This is a genomic window from Oxalobacteraceae sp. CFBP 8761, from assembly GCA_014841595.1.
GTDB lineage: Bacteria > Pseudomonadota > Gammaproteobacteria > Burkholderiales > Burkholderiaceae_D > Telluria.
Genome location: JACYUE010000001.1, coordinates 1,791,688 through 1,810,367 on the forward strand (window position 1 = coordinate 1,791,688; position 18,680 = coordinate 1,810,367).

Below are 18,680 nucleotides of genomic sequence, written 5' to 3' on the forward strand. Positions count from 1 at the left end.
CATGTGGTGCACGTGCAAGTGGTTGATTTTATTGGAACAAAATTTTGCCTCTCGAACGGGCAATTTGTTGAAACCCGCATCCCGTCTGGCTTTGTGGCTTGTCAAGTGGCGCTTGTCCACACAGTTATCCACAATTCTTGTGGATAGTCTAAAACCATGAACAAAATCAGCTAGTTAGCTTTCATTAATGCCTCCCGGCATGTTTGGCTTAACAGCTGATCTGGGTTCAACATCGACAACATGGTTGTTTTTTTGTCAGTGGCAAACATTCACTAATATGTTTGTTATCGAACAGTCGTGTCATCTGCAGTTCTTTATCCTTTGCCAAGTAATATGCCGTGATGGGTAACGTCTCCGTGCGTTTGCCAACGCTCCCGTCGTCCGGACGGTAACGAAATGGGCCCGCTGTTTCCCTGTCCTGTCCATGTCCAACAAAGGATCCGTATGTCTTCAGCAGTCCCCCCGGCAGACGCACCAGCGCCGCCCGATACCAAGGAAAGCCGCTTCGTCTTCAAGGTCGCCATCGTTGCCACGATGGGCGCGCTCGCGTTCGGCTACGACACCGGTGTGATTTCCGGCGCGCTGCCATTCATGAGTGCGCCGCCATCGCAGGGCGGCCTCGGCTTGACCCCGCTGACCGAAGGCATCGTGACGTCCGCGCTCGTGTTCGGCGCTGCCGTGGGTTCGCTGATGGCAGGCACGCTGTCGGACAAATTCGGTCGTCGCATGACGCTGATCTGGCTGTCGCTGGTGTTCATGATCGGCGCGCTCGGTACGACCCTCGCGCCATCGGTCGAGGTCATGGTCGCGATGCGCTTCGTGCTTGGCCTGGCCGTGGGTGGCGCGTCCTCCACCGTGCCAGTGTTTATTGCCGAGATGGCTGGACCCAGCAGGCGTGCCAGACTGGTCACGCAGAACGAGCTGATGATCGTGACCGGCCAGTTGATCGCCTATGTGCTCAATGCGGTGCTGGCGCATTATTCGAATTCGCCGGATGTCTGGCGCTACATGCTCGCCATCGCTGCCGTGCCCGCCTTGCTGCTGGGTGTGGGGATGATGTTCGTGCCGCCGTCGCCGCGCTGGCTGGCCAGCAAGAACCGGATGGACGAAGCGCGCGCCGTGCTGCAGCAGATCCGCTCGAGCGACAAGCAGATCGAGACCGAGATGGCCGACATGACCAGGCTGAACCAGATCGAACACGAGCAGGCCGGCTGGTCTGCAGTGCTGGGCACGCCATGGATCAAGAAACTGCTGTGGCTCGGCATCGGCCTGGGCTTCATGGCGCAGTTCACGGGCGTCAATGCCTTCATGTACTTCACGCCGATCATCCTGCAATCGACCGGCCTGGGCACGAATGCAGCTCTGACCGCGACCATCGGCAATGGCGTCGTGGCCGTGATCGCCACATTCATCGGTATCTGGCTGATCGGCAAGCACGGTCGCCGCTCGATGCTGATGTCGGGCCTGACCGGCGTGGTCGTCATGCAGTTTGCGCTGGGCGCCGTGCTGCTGTGGATGCCCGATGGCATCACGCGCAGCTACGCTGCACTGGCCTGCATCCTGTGTTTCCTGCTGTGCATGCAGATGCTGATCGCGCCCGTGTACTGGCTGTTGATGTCCGAACTGTTCCCGATGCATCTGCGCGGCGTGCTGACCGGCACTGCGGTGGCGTGCCAGTGGATCTTCAACGCGATCGTCGCCTTGCTGTTCCCGCTGGCGCTGGCGCAGTTCGGCAGTGCGACGTTCTTCCTGTTCGCCGCCATCAATGTCGGCTCGCTGATCTTTGTTGCGCTGCGCCTGCCGGAAACGCGCGGTCGCTCCCTCGAAGGCCTGGAAAAGTTTCTGGAAAAAGAACTGACCCCGCGCGCGAAAGCGTAAAGGGGAGGCCGGCGCTCCTCAGGGCGCCGGCTTGATCGATGCCGGCGTGATCGACGACGTTGCGGCAGATTCCGTGAGCCGTTCGAGCTCGCGCAAAAAACGCTCACAGGCCAGCGCCGGTGGCCACGGTTCCCATGGCGCGCAATCGTAGTAGCGCGCCAGCGGGTCCTCAGGCAGGATCGCCGCGCGAATCTTCAGCGTGCGCCGGACCTCTTCAGCCGACCAGCCTGCCACATGGACCGCTTCGCTGGCAGCGGCCAGCCGGTCGGCTTTCTTGTGCGCCGCGTGCGACTTCGCATCCCAGGCCGGCAGGCCGTAGCGCAAAAACACCATGTGTTCCAGGCGCTGGGTCAGGGCGCGAAAGGCGTCGCCCAGAAACGGCTTGATGACCGAAATCGCATCGAATCCCAGCAAGCCTTCTTCGGCATCGTGCAGCAATTCGCGCAGTTCGTCGAGCGGCGACAACGAGGGCATCGCCGCGCGCCGCAGCAGCATCACGCTGATCGAATGCTGCGCGACGGACAGCGGCAGCGGCCACGCCGAGTGACCGCCCCAGCGGTAGGTGCGGGCCAGGCCCAGCGCCAGGTCGGCGTCGTCCCAGTCGAACGGGGTGGGGTCGAGCAGGTCGAGGCGGCGGCCCGACGGCATGCGGACCCAGGCGCGCGTCGTGGTGTCCGGCCTGGTGCCTTCGGGGGCCGGCGAAGATGGTATGTGCATGTGGCGATTTTACACACCGGCTCTTTCATTTTGCGCATAATTGGCCGGGCAGGGGCAGAGCCCGGCATGACAGCGGTGAGGGGGGAAGGATGGCAACGGACACGTTCATCGATTGCGACCTGCTGGTCGTGGGCGCCGGGATCAATGGCGCCGGCATCGCGCGCGACGCCGCCGGGCGCGGCCTCAAGGTCATCCTGTGCGACAAGGATGACCTTGGCGCGCACACCTCGTCCGCATCGAGCAAGCTGATCCATGGCGGACTGCGCTACCTCGAACACCGCGAGTTCGGCCTGGTGCGCAAGGCCCTGGCCGAGCGCGAAATCCTGCTGCGCAGCGCGCCGCACATCACGCGTCCGCTGCGGTTCATCATGCCCCATGTGCGTGGCGCGCGGCCGGCGTGGCTGATCCGCGCTGGCCTGTTCCTGTACGACCGGCTTGCGACGCGCGACTTTTTGCCGGGTGCGGAAACGATCGACCTGGCCGGGCACCGCGCGGGTGATGCGCTCAAGCCCGGGTTCGCGCGCGCTTTTGCCTATTCGGACGGCTGGGTCGACGATGCGCGCCTCGTCGTGCTCAATGCGCTCGATGCCCACGAACGCGGCGCGCAGGTCATGCCGCACACGGCGTGTGACGATATCGTGCGGCGCGCCGACCATTGGGAGGCGCGGCTGGCGCGCGCCGGCGGACCGCTCGCCGTGCGTGCCCGTGGCCTGGTCAATGCCACCGGGCCGTGGGCGGGGCGCCTGGCCCTGCGCGCGGGCGGCGCCGCGCCGCAGCGTGCGCTGCGCCTGGTCAAGGGCAGCCACATCGTCGTGCCGCGCCTGTTCAACCATGCCTGCGGCTACCTGTTCCAGCATACCGATGGCCGGGTCGTGTTCGCGCTGCCGTACGAAGACGCGTTCACGCTGATCGGCACCACCGACGTCGAGTTTTCGGGCGACCCCGGCCACGTGGCCATTGCCGACGACGAGCAACGCTATCTGTGCGCACTGGCCAACGTCTATTTCCGGCGCCAGATCGCGCCGCGCGATATCGTCTGGAGCTATGCCGGCGTGCGCCCGCTGCTGGCCGACGATGCGGGCACGGCGGCAGCGGTCACGCGCGACTATCACCTGGCACGCGACGCCGATGGCCCGCCGCTGCTGTCGGTGTTCGGCGGCAAGATCACCACCTACCGCAAGCTGGCCGAGGAAGCGCTTGACTGGCTGGCGCCGCGACTTGGCCGGTCAGTCTCAGGCGCCTGGACGGCGCGCGCGGTGCTGCCCGGCGGCGACCTGTTCGGTGCTATGCCGGACCGCCGGGGCGTGCTCGAATTCGACGGCTGGGTGGCGGCGCTGCGGCAGCGCCACGGCTGGCTCCCGGCGCCGCTCGCGCTGCGGTATGCGCGCGCGTACGGCACGCGCGTGGCGCGCCTGCTGGATGGGTGCCACGCGCTGAACGACCTTGGCCTGGAGATCGCGCCCGGTCTGTATGAAGCCGAGCTGCGCTATCTGATGGCGCATGAATGGGCGACCTGCGCAGCCGACGTGCTGTGGCGCCGCAGCAAGCTGGGCCTGCACCTGCGGCCCGGCGCCGGCAAGGCGGTCGACACGTGGATCGCAGCGGAGCAGGCGGCAGCAGCAATCGGGCGTGCGCAGGTAGAAGACCCGGTCTGATCTTCCGCCTGCTGTAGCAACAGAACGTTCATTGATCTACGTCAAGACACAAATTTGTTTTGCGTTAACAAAAGCATAAAGATGAACTGCAGCAGCGAAATTCAATGCGATTGACCTCACACACGACCGGCAAACGCAATCTGCAAGACGGGTTGAACTGAAAATAGTTGTTGTCATTGCACGACACCAGCGAAATGGCTGCGTGTAAATATCTTGATTGTTAATTTTCGAGGATTTTGAAGGGGGGTGAACCGACTAGGATAGCGCTGATGCATATTCTTGTGACCCCATGATTGATACCGCCTTGCTACTCGAGTTGATGGAAGCCAGGGATGCGACCCAGTGGAGCGCGTCCCTGTTCAATCTCGCGCGAACATTGGGGTTCGATCAAGTGCTGTTCGGGCTGGTCGGTTCGCGCCATGCGCGCTTCGAGTCCGCCTTTTTGCGCAGTAACTACGCGGACAACTGGCGCGAGCGCTACGACCGCAACGGTTTTGCGTATGTCGATCCGACGGTGGCGCACTGCCTGACGAGCACCTTGCCGATGGTGTGGGAGCCGGGCCTGTTCGCGTCGGGTACCCAGCAAGCCGGCTTGTACGAAGAGGCGAGCGCGCATGGCATTCGCAGCGGCGTGACGCTCCCGGTGCACGGCCCGCAGGGGGAATTCGGGGTGATCAGTTTTGCCTCCGATGCGCGGCCGGATATCTCTGCCCAGCGCGCCGTGATGGAAGCCCTGCCGATGCTGGCGCTGGTACGCGATTACGCGTTCGCCTCATCGCATCGCTTTCGCGAAGAAGGTATTCGTCCTGAAGAAGGGCGGGGCGCGGTGCCGCGCCTGACCAAGCGCGAACTGGAAGTCCTGCAGTGGGTCATGGCGGGCAAATCGTCATGGGAGATTGCGCGCATTACCAACTGCTCCGAAGCGACCGTGAACTTCCATCTGGCGAATGTGCGTCAGAAATTCGACGTCAACACCCGCCAGCAGGCGGTGGTCAAGGCCATCGGCCTTGGATTGATTACCCCTGAAGATCACCATCGCTGAGCTTGCCATTGACATACATGCGTAGCAGGATCGACACGGGCGTCGGGATGGCGAGGCCAGTCTCGAAGCGGGAGCCGCTCGACTGGGTGACGCCGAAGCGGCCCCAGAACTTTTCCTGGCTTTCGCGCTTGGTGATGCGCAGACGGCGCAGTTCATGCGGTGCCATGCGAACAGCACCGGCTGCCTGCATGACGTGGTTGGCGTGCATGTCGGCGCCGAGCGCGTCAGACATCATTTCGATTGCCATGATTATTCCTTTCGGGAAAGTGAAGCCAGCACTTGGAAAACTGCATAAGCAAAAGTATTGCACCCCCGACATTGCTCGCCACCTAGCAGAGCTGATAGTACCCACGCTACCCGACTTGCATAACGATTTTATGCCGTTTGCATTTTCCGATCGACCAGATGTCATTTCAGGGAGGGGTAATGAGCATGCATATCCGGATCGCGCCACGCCGCGCCATTCCATCGAACGAGTTGTGCGAAATGCACTTGCTGCGCGCCCGGGTATTCCGCGGGCGGCTTGGCTGGGAAGTGCCGGTGTTGTCGGGCATGGAGATCGATGGCTACGACGCCCTCGAGCCGCGCTACATGCTGATGCGCGACGACGCCACGCTGCGCGGCTGCTGGAGACTGCTGCCCACGGAGGGACCGTACATGCTCAAGGATTCGTTCCCCCAACTGCTCGACGGACAGGCGGCGCCGAGCGACCCGCAGATCTGGGAGCTGTCACGCTTTGCGCTGGAAACCGATGGGGTGGCCGGTTACGGTTTCTCGGCCATGACGATGGAGTCGATCACCGCCATCATCGACGATGCCCACCAGCGCGGACTGTCGCGCTACATCACCGTGACCACGACGGCGATCGAACGCATGCTGCGGCGCGCCGGCGTGGTCATCACGCGGGTCGGCAAGCCACAGACGGTCGGGATCGAGCAGGCAGTGGCGCTGTACGTCGAGATCGAGCCGACCTGGGACGCGCTGTTTGCCAGGCGTCTGGCATCGTGAACGGGGGCCACGGCGCCTGGTACGGCCGTGGCCTCGGCAGACGCAGCCGCCGCCCTTGGGCGGTGGTCCGGTGAGAGGCGATTTGTTGCTCGCGTGCCTCATCGGGATGGTGACCGTGGTCGCGCCAGGCCGGTGCACCGATATACTCATCTTGATTCTTACCAATATGCGGGGCATGCATCGCCCGAAAGGGGAAGCATGAAGCGATCAGCCTTGCGTGGCGCCCGCGCCATCGAACTTGCCGCCGCGCGCGTGGGCCGGCCCATCGTGCTGTGGGGTGGCGGCGTGCTGCTGGCGCTGGCCATCGGCATGCTGCTGCATGCGGTCGCCAGTGCCGCCGTCGAGACCGACGCCCAGCGCCGCTTCGACAACCTGGCGCGCGGCGCCCAGGAACGGCTCGACAACGCCATCGCCTCGTATGCCCGCGCCGTGCGCGCAATGGCCGCCCTGCATGCGGCCGGCGGCGGCAGTGCGGTGCCCGACCGCGCATCGTTTCACCGTTACGCGGCGGCGCTCGACCTGCCGAATAATTATCCGGCCATCGAAGCCCTGACGTTTGCCACGCGCGTGCCCGACAGCGAGCGCGCCGCCTTTGTTGCGGCCATGCGCGCCGACCGCAGCGTCGATGTGCGCGGTTACCCGGATTTCCAGATCTTTCCGGCCGGGCGCCGCCCGTGGTACGAAGTGGTGACCTATCAGTATCCGGCCGACAAGCCGACCCGGCGGCTTGGCTTCGACATGGCGTCCCGTCCGCTGGTCGCGCGGGCGATATCACAGGCACGCGACAGCGGCACCATCGTCGCGTCGGGACAACCCGTGTTCCTGCCCGACCCGGTGCCACACAACGCGCTTGGCATGCGCCTGCCCGTATACGTCGGGGGCGTGCTGCCGCTGGGCGTGGCAGAGCGCCGGGCCGCCTATCTGGGCTCGTTCGGCATTTTCTTTTCGGTGCAGGAGCTGGTGCGCAACGCGCTCGTCTCGCTCGAGGCACAACCGCTGCGCGTGAGCCTGTACGGGACCGGGCGCCGCTATACTGGCCGACCGGGTGCGCCGGCGGCGGGAGATATCCTGCTGCACGGCGTGGACGTGCGCAGCAACCCGCCCGATCCGGCGCTGCATTTCTTGTCGGTACTGGGCGTGGACTACGTCGGCAACGGCTGGAAAGCCCACTTCTCGGCGCCCATGGACGAGATGCTGGTCGGCGTCGACCGCTATGTGCCGTTGGGCGCGCTCGCCGCAGGTTTCATCGGCACGCTGCTGATGTACGGGCTGTTCCTGGCCCAGTACCGGGCGCGCCGCGCCGCCGTCGAGCAGCGCCTGCTGCTCGACACGGTGCTCGACAACCTCGACGCCGAGGTGTACCTGAAGGACGGCGCGCGCCGCATCCGCTACCTCAATGCCAAGGGCGCCTCGCGCCTCGGCCGCCCGGCGACGGACCTGATCGGCCGGCCCGATACCGAGGCGATGGACGTGGGACAGGCCGACGCCACCTGGGAGCTGGACCGCGCCGTGCTGCGGGCCGACCGCCAGAGCAGCGCGCAAGTGGCCCAGGCCGGCCCGGACGGCGCCACGCGCCAGTTGTGGAGCGTGCGCGTGCCGCTGCAGGTCGACGAAGCGCCGGCCGTGCTGTGCGTATCGACCGACATCACCGAACTGCACCGCCTGAAGGCGCGCGCCGATGCCGCCAGCAAGGCCAAGAGCGACTTCCTGTCGAACATGAGCCATGAGATCCGCACGCCGATGAACAGCATCATCGGCATGACGCACCTGGCGCTGCAGGCCGGGCCCGATCCGCGCCAGCGCGACTACCTCGAGAAGATCTACCACTCGGGCCAGCACCTGCTGGGCATCATCAACGACATCCTCGACTTTTCCAAGATCGAGGCCGGCATGCTCGAACTGGCGACCGAACGCTTCATGCCCGACGCCCTGATGCGCAACGTCGAGGCGCAACTGGGTACGGCGGCTGCCGCCAAGGGCCTGGGTTTCGATATCGAGATCGCGCCCGAGCTGATGCGGCCCCTGTGCGGCGATTCGCTGCGCCTCGAACAAGTGCTGCTCAATTTTGCCGGCAATGCCGTCAAGTTCGCCGAGCGCGGCCGCATCACGATGCGCGCGCGCCTGGCGCATGCATTTGGTCCGGAGATCCTGGTGCGCTTCGAAGTCGAAGACCGTGGTATCGGCATCGCCCCGAATGCGCTGCAGCACCTGTTTACGCCATTCCAGCAGGCCGACCAGTCGGCCACGCGCCGGCATGGCGGCACCGGCCTGGGACTGGCGATCAGCCGCCAACTGGCCGAGCTGATGGGCGGCGAGGTCGGCGTGACCAGTACCCCTGGCGTGGGCAGCATCTTCTGGTTCACGGCGCGCCTGGCGCTGGACGATGGTGCCGGCGCGCGGGTGGGGGCGGGCGCCAGTTCCGGCCTGGGCGCAGCGCCCGCGCCGGCCCAGGCGCGCCTGGACGGTTGCGCCGTGCTGCTGGTCGAGGACAACCCGTTCAACCAGCAGGTCGCGCGCGAACTGCTCGAACTGGCCGGGGCCGATGTCGTCGTCGCGGGCAATGGCGAAGAGGCGCTGGCGGCGATGGCGGAGGCACGCTTCGACTGCGTGCTGATGGACGTGCAGATGCCGGTGATGGATGGCCTGGAGGCGACCCGCCGCATCCGGCGCGATCCGTGCCTGGCCGGCACGCTCGTGGTGGCGATGACAGCCAATGCCGGCGTGGACGACCGCGCGCGCTGCATGGCGGCGGGCATGAACGAATTTCTCGCCAAGCCGGTGGTGCCGGAACTGCTGGCTGCCACCATCGCGCGCTGCCTCGGGCGCACCACGGCGCCGGTGTCGGATGTCGCCGTCAATCTGCCTGCCGCCACCGCCCCGGGCAGCGCGGTGCTCGACGTGGCGCTGCTGGCCGCAACGGCCGGGGGCGACCTCGAACGGATGCGCAAATACGCATTCCTGTTCCTGGACACCACGCGCGAGAACCTGGCCGGCATCGACACGGCGCTGGCAGGCGGCGACCTGACCCACACCGCCAGCCTGGCCCACCAACTGAAGTCGGCTGCGCGCGCGGTCGGCGCCACGGCGTTCGCCGCGATCTGCGAAGACCTGGAAGCGCAGCCGGTGCGCGACCTGCGCGGAGGCGGCACAGCGCAGGCGCGGGCATTGACGGCGCGCCTGCGGGCGCTGCTGGTGCGCATCGAGCGCGAGGTCTCGGCGCAGTTTGGCGGGCGCGCCAGCGACGGCCGCTGACCAGCCCGTTTATCCCTACCGTCAGGGGGCCAAACGCGGTATGCTTTGGTCCCGATTGCCCACGCCCAGCGCATGTCTGCCCCGATCACTCCCGGTCTCTTGATCCTCCACGGTAACCAGATGGAGCTGCTGCGCAGCGCCGTCTTCGACTGGCTGCGCAACCATCCTCTGGGGCCGCTCGAGGAAGAGATCTTTCTGGTCCAGTCGAATGGCGTGGCCGAGTGGCTCAAGATCGCGCTGGCCGAGGAAAACGGCGTCTGTGCCGCCACCCGCGTGGCGCTGCCGGCGCGCTTCATGTGGGAAGCCTACCGGGGCATGCTGGGGCGCGAGCGCGTGCCGCAGCGCGCGCCGTTCGACAAGGATCCGCTGACCTGGCGCCTGATGCGGCTGTTGCCGACGCTGCTGCAGGACGATGGCTACGCGCCACTGGCGCGCTTTCTGGCCGATGGCGACGCCGAGCGCCGCCTGCAACTGGCCGAACGCGTGGCCGACCTGTACGACCAATACCAGGTCTACCGCGCCGACTGGCTGGCCGATTGGGCCGCGGGGCGCGACGTGCTGCGCCGCGCCGGGGGCGACGTGGTCCCGCTCGCGCCCGAGCAGCGCTGGCAAGCCTGCCTGTGGCGCGCCGTGCACGCGAGCCTGCCCGAGGCACAGCGCGAGAGCGGCCGCGCCACCATCCACGACCAGTTTCTCGCCGCCGTCGCGGCGGACGTTGCACCGGCCAGCCGGCTGCCGCGCCGCGTCGTGCTGTTCGGGATGTCGACACTGCCGTACCAGACACTGCAAGCGATATCGGCGCTGGCGCGCCACACGCAGGTGCTGTTCGCGGTACCGAATCCGTGCCAGTTCTACTGGGGCGACATCATCGAAGGCAGCCAGCTGCTCAAGGCGGCGCGCCGCCGCCAGCCGCAGCGCGAGGGCGTCGACCTGGGCACGATCCCGATCGAGGAAATGCATGTCCACAGCCATCCGCTGCTGGCCAGCTGGGGAAGACAAGGGCGCGATTTCGTGCGCATGCTCGATGAATTCGACCAGCAGCACGAGGCGAGCGAAAGTGGGGAAAGCGGCGCAGGCCAGCCGGCGCCGCTGCGCGTCGACCTGTTCACCGACGACGACGGCGGCACGCTCTTGTCGCAGGTCCAGGCCGCAGTGCGCGACCTGGTGCCGCTGTCCGAGCACCCGCATGTGCCGCCGCTGCTGGATGACCGCTCGATCGAATTCCACGTCACGCACAGTGTGCAGCGTGAGATCGAGGTGCTGCACGACCAGCTGCTGTCGTGGTTCGCACTCGATCCGACACTGCGCCCGCGCGACGTGGTGGTCATGGTGCCGGATATCGATGCGTTCTCGCCCGCGATCCACGCGGTATTCGACCAGCACCGGCGGCACGATCCGCGCCACATCCCGTTCGAGATCGGCGACGTGCGCGACCGCAGCGTGAACCCGCTGCTGGTCTCGCTCGAGTGGCTGCTGCGCCTGCCGCAGCAGCGCTGCCGCCAGAGCGAAGTGCGCGATTTGCTCGACGTGCCGGCCGTCGCGCGCCGCTTTGGCGTGACGAGCGAGGATCTGCCGATCCTGGGCCGCTGGATCGATGGCGCCGGCGTGCGCTGGGGCCTGGACCACGACCATCGTGCGGGCCTGGGTCTGGGGATGACGGGCGAGCAGAATGCCTGGATCTTCGGCGTGCGTCGCATGCTGCTGGGTTACGCCAGCGGCGCCGGCGCCAGTTTCGGCGACATCGAGCCGTACGCCGAAGTCGGTGGCCTCGATGCCGCGCTGGCCGGTTCGCTCGCGCAATTGGTCGAATGCCTGCTGACCTGGCGCGGCCGGCTCGATGCATCGCTGCGGCCGGCCGAATGGGGCGAGGCAGCGCGCGAGTTGCTGTCGTGCTTTTATGCCGCGGGTGACGAAGCCGACCGCCTGACGCTGTCGAACCTGGGCGAGGGCCTGCAATGCTGGCTCGAGACCTGCGCCGGTGCAGGCTTTGACGAACCGGTGCCGCTGGCGGTGCTGCGCGAAGCGTGGATGAACGAACTCGATGCGCCCACGCTGAATCACCAGTTCGTGTCGGGCGGCGTGACCTTCTGCACCTTGATGCCGATGCGCGCGGTGCCGTTTCGCGCCGTCTGCCTGCTGGGCATGAACGACGGCGACTTCCCGCGCCGCGCGCGCCCGTCCGACTTCGACCTGCTGGCGCTGCCCGGCATGGCGCGGCCTGGCGATCGCTCGCGCCGCGACGACGACCGCTACTTGATGCTCGAGGCCTTGCTGGCCGCGCGCGACAAGTTCTACGTGAGCTGGGTCGGGCGCAATGTGCGTGACAACAGCGAGCAGCCGCCCTCGGTGCTGGTGGCGCAGTTGCGCGACTACCTGAAGGCCGGCTGGGACATGGAAGACCTGGATCACATCACGATCGAGCATCCGCTGCAGCCATTCAGTCGGCGCTACTTCCAGCGCGGCGGTCTGCTCACGTACGCGGGCGAATGGCGCACCGCGCACGGCGCTGATGACCATCCCGTCGATGATGCGTTGCCGGCCTACGAGCTGGAGCCCGACTTCGTCCTCAAGCTGGGCGAACTGGCCAGTTTCCTGCGCCAGCCGGCGCGCTTCTTCTTCCGCCGCCGTCTTGGCGTCGTGTTTGCCGATGCCGCGCACGTGGGCGACGACGAAGAGCCGTTTGGCCTCGATGCGCTGGAGCGCTACCAGATCGAAGACCACCTGCTGGACGACAGCGGCGAGGCCGAGGCCATCGGCGACGTGCGTGCCACGCTGGCGGTGCGCGCCGAACGCCTGGCGCGCGAAGGCGTGCTGCCGATTGGCCTGATGGGCCGCATGTGGCAGGAGCAGCTGGTCGAGAGCCTGGCGCCCGTGCGCACCGAGTGGCTGCGTTTGGGCGCGCGCTTCCCGCAAGCGGCGCCGAAATTCGCCGTCAGCCTGCTGCTGGGTGACATCCATCTGGACGACTGGATCGACCGCTTGCGGTCAAGCGGCGAGGGCAGTGCGTGGCTCATGCAGATCTCGTCGAAGGTGCTGGACCGCGCCGGCAATCCGCGTGGTGACAAATTGATCGCGCCATGGCTGCGCCAGCTGGCCGCCGCCGCTGCCGGCAATCCGGTGACGGGTTACCTGGTGGCGCGCGACGCCGTGCTCGAGATGGCGCCGCTGGCCCAGGATGCGGCGCTGGAAACGCTGCACGACCTGGTGCGCCTGTGGCGGGCCAATCTGGACAGCCCGCTGCCGGTGGCATGCAAGACGGCCCTGAGTCACCTGGCGCAGGGCGATCCGCGCGCGACCTACGACGGCGGCTTCGAGCTGCGCGGCGAGGTCGATGACCTGTGCCTGGCGCGCCTGTGGCCGGACTTCGACGCGTTGAAGAACGCCGGCGGCTGGCCCGATCTGGCCGAGGAACTGTATGGACCGCTGGCACGCTGGATGCAGGAATGCGTCAAGATCAGGCCGTTGCAGGAGTCGTCCACATGAGCACCAAACTTGAGCCAGTCGATTTCCCGCTGCACGGCTCGCGCCTGATCGAGGCCTCGGCCGGCACCGGCAAGACCTGGACCATCGCCGCGCTGTATGTGCGTCTGGTGCTGGGGCACGGCAGGGCGGATGCGTTCGTGCGGCCACTGCTGCCGTCCGAGATTCTGGTGATGACATTCACGCGCGCCGCCACGCGTGAACTGGCCAACCGCGTGCGCGAGCGGCTGGTGCAGGCCGCAAGCTACTTCCGCGGGGAGCTCGACATGGTCGACCCGTACCTGCACGAGCTGGCCGCCAGCTACACGGCGGGCAGCGAACGCCAGATTGCCGGGCACCGCCTGTTCATGGCCGCCGAGACGATGGACGAAGCGGCGATCTTCACGATCGACGCCTGGTGCCAGCGCATGCTGCGCGAGCACGCCTTCGACAGCGGCAGCCTGTTCGACGAAGAACTGGTCAGCGACGAGCGCGAGCTGTTCGAGGACGCCGCGCACGATTACTGGCGCCAGCAGGTGTACCCGCTGGGCGCCGAGGCGCTGGCGATCGTGATGGACAGCTGGCGCGATGTCGAGGCGCTCAAGACGAGCGTGCGCGAGCTGGTGCGGCGCGACGCCTTGCTCGGCGTGCCCGCGACCGAACCACTGAAGCAACTGGTGGCGCGGCTGGCCAAGGCGCAGCGCGAAGCGCTGATGCGCCTGAAGGATGGCTGGTTCGAGCGCGCCCACGAGATGGAGCGCTGGATCGCCGGGCACCGCGAGCGCCAGCCCAAGTGCTTCAACGGCAACAAACTGCGCGCCGACTCGCTCGTCAAATGGTTCGAAGCGCTGCGCGCGTGGGCCACGGACCCGGCGCGCCACATGCCGGACCTGACCGACACGGCGTGGCGCCGCCTGACCCCGGACGGCATCGCCGACGCGTTCAGCAAGGATTTTTCGACCGACGTGCCGGACTGTTTCGACGCCACCGCCGCGCTGCAGGCCAGCCTGGCCGCACTCGACCCGATCGCCCACGCGCTGCTGCGCCACGCCGCCGGTCATATCGGCGCGCGCATGCAGGAGCTCAAGCGGCGCAATCGCCAGTTCGGTTTTGCCGACATGCTTGAGCGCCTGAAGGTTGCGCTCGAGGGCGAGAACGGCGCAGCGCTGCGCGCGCGCATCGTTGGCCAGTATCCGGTGGCGCTGGTCGATGAATTCCAGGACACGTCGCCCGACCAGTACCGCATTTTCGACCTGCTGTACCGGGTCGAAGCGAATGACGCGGAGCATGGCCTGTTCCTCATCGGCGATCCGAAACAGTCGATCTACGGCTTTCGCGGCGCCGACATCCACAGCTACCTGGCGGCGCGTCGCGCGACGGCGGGGCGCCACTACCAGCTCGACACCAATTACCGCTCGACCGCGCCGCTCGTGAGCGCCGTCAATGGCCTGTTCCTGCATGCCGAGGGCGCGCATCCGGGCGCCGCGTTCCGGTTCCGGCGTGGCGACGACAACCCGCTGCCGTTCGACGCGGTCAAGGCGCAGGGCCATCGCCGCCATCTTGTGGGCATGGGCGATGCCACTGGCGCACTCTCCGTGAACATCGTGGACCGAGATGACCTGAAGGCCGACGACTACCGCGATGTGTTTGCCCATCACTGCGCCGAACACATTGTCGGGCTGCTCAACGATGCGCGCGTGGGCTTCGACGACGACACCGGGGAGGCCGATGGATTCACACGCCTGATGCCGGCCGATATCGCGATCCTCGTGCGCGACCGGCGCGAAGCCGGCGCCATCCGGCGCGCGCTGATGCGGCGCAAGGTGGCCAGCGTCTACCTGTCCGACAAGGATTCGGTCGTCGAGAGCGACGAAGCGGCCGACGTGCTGCGCTGGCTGTACGCGGTGGCCAATCCGCTCGATGGCGCGCTGGCGCGGGCGGCATTCGCCACCGCCACCGCCGGCCTGGGGCTGGCCGAACTGGCGCAGTTCTCGCACGACGAGATGGTGTGGGAGGCGCGCGTCGAGCAGCTCAAGGCGCTGCACGGCAGCTGGCAGCGCCAGGGCGTGCTGGCGATGCTGCGCCGCTTCATCCACGAACTGGGACTGCCGGCGCGCCTGCTGCGCGAGCCGGGTGGTGAGCGGCGCCTGACCAATTTGCTGCACCTGGCCGAACTGCTGCAGGAAGCCAGCAGCCAGCTCGAAGGCGAACAGGCCCTGATCCGCTGGTTCGCCGAACAGATCGACGGGCTGGGGTCGAGCGGCGACGAGCGCGTGCTGCGCCTGGAAAGCGACGCCGAACTGGTCAAGGTCGTCACCGTGCACAAGTCGAAAGGCCTGGAATACCCGCTGGTGTACCTGCCGTTCGCCGTGACGGCGCGCGCCACCAACCGTCGCAATCGCGCGTTCTTCGAGTACGTGGACGATGCCGGCACGCGCCATCTCGACCTGGCCTTAACTGACGACGCGCTGGCGGCGGTCGACCGCGCGCGCATTGAGGAAGACCTGCGCCTGCTGTACGTCGCGCTGACACGTGCGCGCCACTTCCTGTGGCTCGGCGCAGCGGCCGTCTCCGGCACGCGCAAGGGCGAGAACAAGCTGCACGAGTCGGCCCTTGGCTATCTGCTGGCCGGGGGCGAGCGAATAGCCGCCGAGGCGCTGCGCGGGCACTTCGATGTCGTGGCGGGCGGCGCCGATGGCATTTCGCTGCACGAACTGGCCGAGCCGGATGGCGTCACGCTGCTGTCGCGCGAGGACATCCGGCCGGACTTGCTCGATGCGCCGCGCTACCGCGCCGAGTTCGAGCGCGACTGGTCGGTCGGCTCGTTCACGTCGCTCACGCGCCACGCGATCGCGCCGCCGACACCAATGCGCGCGCAGGACCAGACGCTGATGGAGGACGTGCCCCAGGCTGCCACGCCGCCCCGCATCGAGGACGCGCCATGGCACCGCTTCCCGCGCGGCTCGGTGCCCGGCAACTTCATGCACGAGCGGCTCGAGTGGCTGGCGCGCGAAGGCTTCGCCTGCCTGGACGACCCGAACTGCGAGGCGCGCCTGGTGCAGCATATCGAACGTGCGGGCTGGGGCCATCGCCTGGCCGATGCACTGGCCTGGCTGCGCGAGATTGTCGATACGCCGTTGCCGCCACTGAATGCACGCCTGCGCGACCTGCATGGCGTGCTGCCCGAGATGGAGTTCTGGTTCCCGAGCGAGCATCTCGACCTGCAACGCCTGGACGCGCTGTGCCGCACGCATCTGCTGGGCGGGCTCGAGCGGCCCGTGCTGCCCGAGCGTGTGTTGCACGGCATGCTCAAGGGCTTCGCCGACCTGGTGTTCGAGCACGAAGGCCGCTACTGGGTGCTGGATTACAAGTCCAATGCGCTGGGGCCGGGCGACGCGTCGTACAGCCAGGCCGCGATGACTGCGGGGATGGCCGAGCACCGCTACGAGATCCAGGGCAGCATCTACCTGCTGGCCCTGCACCGCCTGCTGCGCGCGCGTCTGGGCGACGCCTACGAGCCCGAATATCAGCTGGGTGGCGCCGTCTTCATGTTCCTGCGCGGGATTGCGAACCCGGTCACGCGCGGCTGCTGGGTGCTGGCCCCCGACCTCGATCTGCTGGATGGACTGGAACGCTTGCTGGACAAGGATGCACATGGCGAAGCTTGACGCCGATATCGATGGTCTGTGGCGCGAAATCGGTGCGCTGACCGAAGCGGGCGAGCTGCGTCGCCTGTCGGGCGCGTTCGCGCGCTTCATTGCGCAACTGGGCGACGCGCCGCCGGCGCTGATCCTGGCGGCGGCGGTGCTGTCCGAGCTCGAAGGCCATGGCCACAGCTGCCTGCAGCTGGACGACCTGGCCGCCGGGCCGGCGCTGCTGCTGGGCTGGAGTGACGATGCATGGCGCCAGCTGGCGCAGGCCGCCGCGCCGCTGCCCCGCGGCGTGGCAGGGTGGAGCAAGCTGCTGGCGCACTGCCAGCAGGTCTGGATCCGCGGTGAATTCGATCTCGACCAGCCGCTGGTGCTCGATGGCCAGCGCCTGTACCTGCGGCGTTACTGGCGCGACGAGACGCTGGTGGCGCAGGCCGTGCGCGAGCGCGCGGCGGCCACGCATCCGGTGGATACACCGCTCGTGCGCAGCTGGCTCGACAAGCTGTTCACGACGCAGCCCGGCGCGCAGGGGCCGGACTGGCAAAAGCTCGCCTGCGCCGTGGCGCTGCGCAGTTCGGTGGCGATCATCACGGGCGGCCCCGGCACCGGCAAGACCTACACGGTCGCGCGCCTGCTGGCCCTGTTGTTCGCGACGGCGCCGGAAGCAGGGCGCCAGCGCGTGGCGCTGGCCGCACCGACGGGCAAGGCGGCAGCGCGCCTGAAGCAGTCGATTGACAAGGCCCTGAATGAACTGGCGGATCGTGTCGGTGGCGACCTGCCGCTGCGCGAACTGACGGCGCGCATGGGCGCGGCGCGCACGCTCCACAGCCTGCTCGGCGCGCGCCCCGACACGCGCGCGTTCGCGCACCACCGCGGCAATCCGCTCGACGTCGATGTGCTGATCGTCGACGAGGCATCGATGGTGCACCTGGAAATGATGGCCAGCCTGCTCGATGCGCTGCCCGTTGGCGCGACGCTGATCCTGTTGGGGGACAAGGACCAGCTGGCGTCGGTGGAGGCGGGCGCCGTGCTGGGTGACCTGTGCCATGCCGCGCACGAAGGCCACTACAGCGCAGCGACGATCGCGTATATCGAAGCCGCGAGCGGCGAGATCATCCCGGACATCTATCGCGGCGACGGCGGCGCGCTGGCGCAGCAAACCGTGATGCTGCGCTACAGCCGCCGCTTCGGCGGGCCGATCGGCCAGCTGGCGCTGGCGGTCAATGGTGGCGACACCGCGCGCGCCGAACAGGTCCTGCGGGCCGGGGAAGAGAGCGTGCGCTGGCTCGAACATGCGCAGCCGGCGCAGCTCCTGCAACTGGCGCATGCCGGGTATGCGCCGTACCTGCAACTGCTGCGCGACGGTGCCCAGGGCGAGCATGAAGACTGGGTGCGCCGGATTCTGCTCAGCTTCGAGACCTTCCGCATCCTGTGCGCGGTGCGCGATGGCGAGTGGGGCGTGGCGGGGCTGAACGAGGCCATCGAAAAGCGGCTCGCGGCCAGTCACTTGCTGCGCCATGGCGCCGAGTGGTATGTCGGCCGGCCGGTCATGGTCACGCGCAACGATTACTCGACGCGCGTATTCAACGGCGATATCGGCGTCACGCTGCCCGATCCGGCGCGCGCCGGCGCGCTGCGCGTCTACTTCCTGGAAGGCGACGCCGTGCGCAGCGTGCTGGCCACGCGCCTGCGCAATGTCGAAACGGCGTTCGCGATGACCGTGCACAAATCGCAGGGCTCGGAGTTTCGCCACACGGTGCTGGCACTGCCGCGCGAGCGCAATGCAGTGCTCACGCGCGAGCTGGTCTACACGGGCATCACGCGCGCCAGCGAGGTGTTTACGCTGGTGACGCCGGGCGGCGACGTGCTGCAGGAAGCGATTGCCAGCCGCACGCACCGCACGAGTGGCTTGCGCGATCTGGTGGCGTAAGGGGCCGTGCGCGCGGCGTCGTGAGAATGCGTGCATTTGACGGCGTCGCCGTCCGCTAGAATGTTTGCTTCATACTGAAAAGGATCGAT

10 protein-coding genes are annotated in these 18,680 nt (G+C 67.3%); 8 read left to right on the forward strand and 2 right to left on the reverse strand.

Annotated features, from left to right (window positions below):
- Nucleotides 1-444 precede the first annotated feature (444 nt).
- Nucleotides 445-1,878 (forward strand): sugar porter family MFS transporter, encoded by a 1,434-nt coding sequence (locus tag IFU00_07935; GenBank protein ID MBD8542206.1) that lies wholly within the window; start codon nucleotides 445-447, stop codon nucleotides 1,876-1,878.
- Nucleotides 1,879-1,896: 18 nt separating this feature from the next.
- Here the strand turns inward: IFU00_07935 and IFU00_07940 are convergent, their stop codons facing one another.
- Entirely contained in the window at nucleotides 1,897-2,526 is a 630-nt protein-coding gene (locus tag IFU00_07940) for a phosphohydrolase (protein MBD8542207.1), read from the reverse strand.
- Between the two features lie 158 nt (nucleotides 2,527-2,684).
- Between IFU00_07940 and glpD the strand changes: the two genes are divergently transcribed.
- Nucleotides 2,685-4,250: a glycerol-3-phosphate dehydrogenase gene (glpD, locus tag IFU00_07945; protein MBD8542208.1), complete on the forward strand. Its 1,566-nt coding sequence runs from the start codon at nucleotides 2,685-2,687 to the stop codon at nucleotides 4,248-4,250.
- Nucleotides 4,251-4,569: 319 nt separating this feature from the next.
- A complete protein-coding gene (locus tag IFU00_07950) occupies nucleotides 4,570-5,292 on the forward strand; it encodes a LuxR family transcriptional regulator (GenBank protein MBD8542209.1) in 723 nt (240 codons plus the stop codon).
- On the opposite strand, the gene IFU00_07955 is transcribed toward IFU00_07950, so the two are convergent.
- Nucleotides 5,267-5,539, reverse strand: coding sequence for a helix-turn-helix transcriptional regulator (locus IFU00_07955; protein ID MBD8542210.1), 273 nt, complete (start codon nucleotides 5,537-5,539; stop codon nucleotides 5,267-5,269). The two genes, IFU00_07950 and IFU00_07955, sit on opposite strands and share 26 nt — an antisense overlap.
- Nucleotides 5,540-5,718: 179 nt before the next feature.
- On the opposite strand from IFU00_07955, the gene IFU00_07960 reads away from it, so the two are divergent.
- The 5 genes from IFU00_07960 to recD all read left to right on the forward strand — a co-directional run bounded on the left by IFU00_07960 (nucleotide 5,719) and on the right by recD (nucleotide 18,591).
- Nucleotides 5,719-6,300 (forward strand): GNAT family N-acetyltransferase, encoded by a 582-nt coding sequence (locus IFU00_07960; GenBank protein ID MBD8542211.1) that lies wholly within the window; start codon nucleotides 5,719-5,721, stop codon nucleotides 6,298-6,300.
- Between the two features lie 198 nt (nucleotides 6,301-6,498).
- Nucleotides 6,499-9,552 carry a CHASE domain-containing protein gene (locus tag IFU00_07965; GenBank protein MBD8542212.1) on the forward strand — a complete coding sequence of 1,018 codons (3,054 nt, stop codon included), beginning with the start codon at nucleotides 6,499-6,501 and terminating at the stop codon, nucleotides 9,550-9,552.
- 72 nt (nucleotides 9,553-9,624) lie between these two features.
- Entirely contained in the window at nucleotides 9,625-13,035 is a 3,411-nt protein-coding gene (recC, locus tag IFU00_07970; protein MBD8542213.1) for an exodeoxyribonuclease V subunit gamma, read from the forward strand.
- A complete protein-coding gene (recB, locus tag IFU00_07975; GenBank protein MBD8542214.1) occupies nucleotides 13,032-16,679 on the forward strand; it encodes an exodeoxyribonuclease V subunit beta in 3,648 nt (1,215 codons plus the stop codon). The genes recC and recB overlap by 4 nt, the downstream gene beginning before the upstream one ends.
- On the forward strand, nucleotides 16,666-18,591 hold the full coding sequence (gene recD, locus IFU00_07980) for an exodeoxyribonuclease V subunit alpha (protein MBD8542215.1): 1,926 nt from the start codon (nucleotides 16,666-16,668) through the stop codon (nucleotides 18,589-18,591). Before recB ends, recD begins: the two co-directional genes overlap by 14 nt.
- Nucleotides 18,592-18,680: the final 89 nt, after the last annotated feature.